Genomic DNA, 5524 nt, shown 5'->3' with positions numbered 1-5524 from the left:
CTTTTAATGTAGGATACATTGAATTTCCTTCGACATGGAATAAAATTGGAATTTCATCGCTGCCTAATGATGAGTCAAGATTAACTTTCACATTATCCAAGCCATATGAAAGGCATATTCTGAGTATTCCCTGCCTTAAGCTTTGAACGCTTCCGTTAGTGCTGTTCATAACATCAAAAGTATAATCGCAAATTTCGCTGTTCATCTTATCGGTGTCAACACCCGCAAATGGGGAAATTATTGACTGTGCAGTTACATTTTCACCATCCATATAAACATTAACGGATTCTCCAACAAACAGGAAATATCCTCCAAAAATAAGTAAAGCAATTATAATAATACCTAAAGCTAAAACGCCTTTTTTAGCCATAAAATCACCCTTTAATCTAAGATATTTAAATCCATATTTAATAAAGCTTTCATTGTTTCTATATCGATTTGACCTGGAGCGGTAGCATCTCTTCCCGCAGCAAATGTGATTGGAGAATTGAATTTGGATGCCATGACTCTTGTGTAGCTTCCCAAATCACTCATGGAAATGGCAATAGTATTTTCGCAGTGTGACAGGATTGCTAATATCTTTAGCGTATCCTCCAAATCATTAGGCATAAATGCAACTTTGGCAATATCTCCAAGCTCCTGCTCTTTATTGACAATATATGTTATTTCATCAATTTCAGGAGTTTTTTCAAAATCATGATAAGATACAATGGTCTTGACTCCAGTATCATGAATCATATTAATATATTCATCATCACTTTGAAGCTCAATATCCACATAGTCTACTAAATCACAACATTTGTATAAAATATCTATTCTTTCTTCTTCAGATCCTTTAAAGGAACCACCTTCAGTTGAAATTCTGTTGGTTGCAATCATAGGAAAATTGATTTCTTCAATGACTTTCTTTATTTCATTAAAATTCGGGTCTTTAAGACCATCAATTCTAAATTCCAAAATGTCAGCACCTTTTTTGATGCAGTCATTTGCAACTTCTATTACCCCATCAATATCATGTTGAAAAATTGGAATAGCTATTTTTGTTTGTGAATACATTATAAATATTTTTGATAGTAATTATTTATTAATTTTTTCTAAAAAATCTCTTTTAAAATGACTTATATTTATATAAATTAACTGACATAATTATATAACAGATAAAATTTTATTATTTTATGAAATTTTTTAATCAAATTATTAAAGGTGTTATTTTGAAAATCACAGCTATAGGGGCAGACATTTCTAAAAATGATGTGTCCTGTAGTAAAGAATTGACAGAAAGCATTGAAAGTAATCTTTATAAGCTTGAGAAGTTAGGAGCCAGTAAGGCTGCCCTAACCAATATCACTGGAGATGATGTTGTCATCAGTGCTTTCGTTGAAGATGATTTACTTGAAGTTGTTAATGAAGGAATAGTAAATATACTGAAAGATTGTGCTGAAAATTTAGGCGATTTGTCTGGAATTTCAAAAGTCAAATCCGAAGCGGGTGAAGGAATATCCTATGCTGAAGCAAGCTTTCGCGAAGGATATTATCCTGATGCGATTATCTTAGGTTTCGATACCTATGGTGGTGAACCTTTTGTTGCAGATGTTGCAAACTCCGCAATCAAGGCAGCAAAAGGAATGGATAATTTAACTGATGTTTCTGATTTGATAGAAGCCAAAACCAAAGAAATTCCTGGTGTTGGCTTTGTTTCTTCTGAAACTGATGATCCTGTAGTGGTTGCTACAGTAGAGAATATTGAATCTGTTGGTGTAATAGCAAGTGCAATGATTGGAGCAGCACTTGGAAATAAAAATACATATTTGGTTGAAAGAGGGACAACCTGTAATGTGTTGCCCGGCAGCGTAATCTTTTCCGCTACTGCATTAATGAACGGTAATGTTATAGATTTGGCTGTTCCATTTCAAAATAAAACAAGAATTTTACGTTAGGATGGTATAATATGATTTTATTGGATAAAGATACAAATTGTTTAGTTCAAGGAATAACTGGAAAGCAAGGTTCTTTTCATACAGAACAAATGTTAAAGTATAATACTAATATTGGAGCTGGAGTAACTCCTGGAAAAGGCGGTCAGGATTTCTTGGGTGTTCCAATTTTCAATTCTATCGAAGAGGCTGTGGAAGAAACTGATATAAACTCTTCAATTATCTTCGTACCTGCAAAATTTGCAAAGGACGCAGCTTTCGAATCAATCAGACATTTGGATTTGGTTGTTATTATTTCAGAACACATCCCAATCCATGACAGTTTGGATATTATGGCATATGCTGATCAGAGGGGAACCACTGTCATTGGTCCGAACACTCCGGGAATTATCTCTCCGGGCATCGGTAAATTAGGTATCATGCCTACACATATCTTTGATGAAGGTAATGTTGGTGTTATTTCAAGAAGCGGTACATTGACTTATGAAATAGCCAGTGAACTTACCCGTGCAGGAATAGGTCAAAGTACCTGTGTCGGAATCGGCGGAGACCCTGTTGTCGGTACAAACTACATAGATATTCTTAAAAGATTTGAAGCTGATGATGATACTGAAGCTGTTGTATTGATTGGTGAAATCGGAGGAAACGCTGAAGAGAAAGCAGCAGAATACATTAAAAACGAAATGACAAAACCTGTCGTATCTTATATTGCAGGTAGAACCGCACCTCCTGGAAAAAGAATGGGACACGCTGGTGCAATTATTCAAGGAAATTCCGGTACTGTTGCAAGTAAAACCGAAGCTTTAAACAATGCTGGTGTTGAAGTAGCCAAGATGCCGTCTGAAATTGTTAACTTACTTAAAAAGGAAATGTAATATGACTCATCAAGAAATTATTGATAAATTGTTAAATGGTGAAATGAAACTTTATCAGGTTGATAAAGAAGTTTCAGCCAAGGAAGCCACAGACATTAGACGTGAATTTTTAGAAAAAAAATATTCTATACGTTTGGATAATATCTCCAATTATACTCTGGACATGGAAAGAGCTTCAGCAAGAAACATTGAAAATTCCATTGGTGTTCTGCAGTTGCCTATGGGAATTGCAGGTCCTTTAAAAATAAATGGCGATAACTGCAATCGTGAAGTTTTCATTCCTCTTGCAACCTCTGAAGGAGCTTTAGTGGCTTCAATTAACAGGGGTGCATCTGCAATAACCGCATCCGGCGGAGTTAATGCTCATGTCATATCTGACATAATGACCCGTGCACCTGTAATTAAAACTGAAAGTGCAAGCCAGTCATTGCAAATCAAACAATGGTTTATTGATAATTTTGATGAATTAAAAGAAATTGCAGAATCCACTACTTCTCACGGAAAACTCTTAAAAATCGATCCAATACTAATCGCAGGTTCATATGTATATCCACGTTTCGTTTACTCAACAGGAGACAGTATGGGTATGAATATGGTTACCATCGCTACAGAAAAAATTCTTGATGAATTAGCTAGTCAGACTAGCGCTCGTCACATTGCATTAAGCGGAAATGCATGTGTCGATAAAAAACCGGCAGCAATCAACATGGTAGAAGGAAGAGGAAAAAGTGTTGTTGCTGATATCATTATTCCAAAGGATATTGTAAACAAAAAGTTAAAAACTACAGCTGAAGCAATAGAGGAAGTTAACGTAGCTAAAAACTTAATAGGCTCTGCTGTAAGCGGAAGCTTAAGTTACAATGCCCATTATGCAAATATGGTTGCAGCAATATTTTTAGCGACCGGACAGGATGCAGCTCATGTTGTTGAAGGATCATTAGGTATCACAACAGCTGAGGCACGTGATGGGGATTTATATTTCTCAGTTAATTTACCTGACTTGCCTGTTGCAACTGTAGGTGGAGGAACAAGTCTTGAAGTTGCAAACGAAGGTCTTAATATTTTGGGTGTTGCAGGTTCAGGAAAAGCTCGTGAATTCGCTGAAATTGTTGCAAGTACTGTTCTTGCAGGTGAATTATCACTTATGGGAGCATTGGCTGCAGGTCATCTTGCAAGAGCCCACCAGGAACTTGGAAGGGGTTAAAATGGAAGATATTGATAATTTGCTTTTGCCAGAGATTAATCTGGAAACTGATGATATAATAATGAATATTGCTGTAAAAAAGGATTATTCTCAAATTGAAGACTTGGCTGAAAGAAAAAAAGAGTTTATTAAAGACTTGAAAGATTTCATTGAAGAATTCAGCCAGACACCAGAATCCATGGAATTTATGGAGTATTATGATTAGTTCTTGGAGTTAATCAGTTTCAATACTTCACTTACATCCACTTTTGTTTCATAACATCCTGTTTTTTTAAGAAGCACTCCCTGCGGACAGAAATCAGAAAGCAACATCATCATCTGATTCAGATCCTCATGGCATGCAACTCCAATCACTGCCTTAAACTTATTTTCCATCACAATCTTTTTAACAAAGCTTGACCCTGGAACTATATATAATTTGTATCCTTTAGGCTCAGCCTTCTTTTTAATGACACCGATTGAACATAATCCGCAGCACGTACAGTTAACTCCTTCCTTTTGAAGAGTTGCGGGACAATCCTTATGCCTTAAGCAATGGGGCAAAAAGATTAATGTTTCATCGGCAGGAATCTTTTCAAATTTTTTCTTGTTGATGTCATTTCTAATTTTAATGCTCAAATCATCAATCAGATGGTCATCCAGCTTTATAAGTCTGGCTATTGATTTGAATGGTGAATAAAGAGTATCAATAATGAACAATAGAAATTTTGGAAAAATTACGATTCCCCTTTTAAGAAATATTCTTCCAAAAATCAGTAAAATAATGAATAATATTATAATCAGTATTGCAATTATGATTATCGCTCTTCCAAGCAATGAGTATAATAGTTCAAAGTCAAAAGTCATATTAAAACCTTTCAATAGTGTATGTATCATGTTTTCTGTTTAATTCAACACCAGTTGGAGTTTTAACAATAGACAGCCCTGATAATGAGTCACATGAACATAATACATCCTGTTCAGGATGGGTTCCTGGAGTAATGTTGCAGTTCAGGTTTACTTTTTCGCCAACGGACAATACCTGAGATAATCTTTTGGTTGACGGATGATTCTTATTCAAAATAACTATTGGTGAGTCTTCTTCACGTGTCAGATAGGCCTGTGCTCTAATGGCTCTTTTGTCTTTTTTAAAATTTGAGACAGCTATGAGATCGTCTTTTTCAAGGAACTGAACAATTTCTTCATTGTCTTGGGTAGCTATAAAAAGCATTTTATTGTCATGTGCAACTTTTACAACACCGACGGTGCCTGTTTCACCTTCCAAAAACAATATTTCATCATAGCTAAAGTCAATATTCATAAATATCACAAAAATAAAAAAAGAAGAATAAATGTTTATTTATTCTTTGGATTCAACGTTGTCGCTTTGACAGGACGGACAAACAACTTTTCTGCCTAGTCCTTTAAATTCATTTCCACAGTCTAAACATCTATATCTTTTTGTTTTCAATTTTTTCAAATCAATATCGGCCATTGGCCCACCGGTAGAACACATTTAAAATCACCTATAT

The 5524-nt window shown here is 35.2% G+C and carries 8 protein-coding genes and 1 pseudogene; 4 read left to right on the top strand and 5 right to left on the bottom strand.

From position 1 onward, the window contains the following. Positions 1–370 (bottom strand): annotated as a pseudogene (locus IJQ68_RS09815) (peptidase S24); the annotation flags it as partial. Between the two features lie 11 nt (positions 371–381). After that, complete coding sequence (gene aroD, locus IJQ68_RS09810) at positions 382–1056, bottom strand: type I 3-dehydroquinate dehydratase (protein ID WP_292799910.1); 675 nt, start codon at positions 1054–1056, stop codon at positions 382–384. A gap of 155 nt (positions 1057–1211) precedes the next feature. Between aroD and IJQ68_RS09805 the strand changes: the two genes are divergently transcribed. From IJQ68_RS09805 to IJQ68_RS09790, 4 genes are read left to right on the top strand one after another with little or no spacing between them, the layout of a single operon-like run. Then, complete coding sequence (locus IJQ68_RS09805; RefSeq protein WP_292799907.1) at positions 1212–1937, top strand: hypothetical protein; 726 nt, start codon at positions 1212–1214, stop codon at positions 1935–1937. Positions 1938–1948: 11 nt separating this feature from the next. Further along, positions 1949–2809, top strand: a complete 861-nt coding sequence (gene sucD, locus IJQ68_RS09800) for a succinate--CoA ligase subunit alpha (RefSeq protein WP_292799904.1) — start codon at positions 1949–1951, stop codon at positions 2807–2809. A 1-nt stretch (position 2810) separates the two neighbouring features. Then, entirely contained in the window at positions 2811–4013 is a 1203-nt protein-coding gene (gene hmgA, locus IJQ68_RS09795) for a hydroxymethylglutaryl-CoA reductase (NADPH) (RefSeq protein WP_292799901.1), read from the top strand. Between the two features lies 1 nt (position 4014). Next, positions 4015–4218: a hypothetical protein gene (locus IJQ68_RS09790; RefSeq protein ID WP_292799898.1), complete on the top strand. Its 204-nt coding sequence runs from the start codon at positions 4015–4017 to the stop codon at positions 4216–4218. Here the strand turns inward: IJQ68_RS09790 and IJQ68_RS09785 are convergent. The 3 genes from IJQ68_RS09785 to IJQ68_RS09775 are packed head-to-tail and all read right to left on the bottom strand — an operon-like array spanning position 4215 to position 5508. Beyond that, positions 4215–4859 carry a DUF116 domain-containing protein gene (locus IJQ68_RS09785; protein WP_292799895.1) on the bottom strand — a complete coding sequence of 215 codons (645 nt, stop codon included), beginning with the start codon at positions 4857–4859 and terminating at the stop codon, positions 4215–4217. The genes IJQ68_RS09790 and IJQ68_RS09785 overlap by 4 nt on opposite strands. 1 nt (position 4860) lies before the next feature. Further along, on the bottom strand, positions 4861–5313 hold the full coding sequence (locus tag IJQ68_RS09780) for a hypothetical protein (RefSeq protein WP_292799892.1): 453 nt from the start codon (positions 5311–5313) through the stop codon (positions 4861–4863). A gap of 39 nt (positions 5314–5352) precedes the next feature. Continuing rightward, the gene (locus tag IJQ68_RS09775; protein ID WP_292799889.1) at positions 5353–5508 is read right to left on the bottom strand and encodes a hypothetical protein; all 156 of its coding nucleotides are present in this window, start codon (positions 5506–5508) and stop codon (positions 5353–5355) included. Positions 5509–5524 lie beyond the last annotated feature (16 nt).

It is taken from the genome of Methanobrevibacter sp., from assembly GCF_017447225.1.
GTDB lineage: Archaea > Methanobacteriota > Methanobacteria > Methanobacteriales > Methanobacteriaceae > Methanocatella.
This window is presented reverse-complemented; position numbering and strand designations above follow the sequence as displayed.

Excerpts from the sequence above, each read along its gene's own strand:
- aroD (WP_292799910.1), bottom strand. The coding sequence starts at position 1,056 with ATGTATTCACAAACAAAAATAGCTATTCCAATTTTTCAACATGATATT.
- sucD (WP_292799904.1), top strand. The coding sequence starts at position 1,949 with ATGATTTTATTGGATAAAGATACAAATTGTTTAGTTCAAGGAATAACT.
- hmgA (WP_292799901.1), top strand. The coding sequence starts at position 2,811 with ATGACTCATCAAGAAATTATTGATAAATTGTTAAATGGTGAAATGAAA.
- IJQ68_RS09790 (WP_292799898.1), top strand. The coding sequence starts at position 4,015 with ATGGAAGATATTGATAATTTGCTTTTGCCAGAGATTAATCTGGAAACT.
- IJQ68_RS09785 (WP_292799895.1), bottom strand. The coding sequence starts at position 4,859 with ATGACTTTTGACTTTGAACTATTATACTCATTGCTTGGAAGAGCGATA.
- IJQ68_RS09780 (WP_292799892.1), bottom strand. The coding sequence starts at position 5,313 with ATGAATATTGACTTTAGCTATGATGAAATATTGTTTTTGGAAGGTGAA.
- IJQ68_RS09775 (WP_292799889.1), bottom strand. The coding sequence starts at position 5,508 with ATGTGTTCTACCGGTGGGCCAATGGCCGATATTGATTTGAAAAAATTG.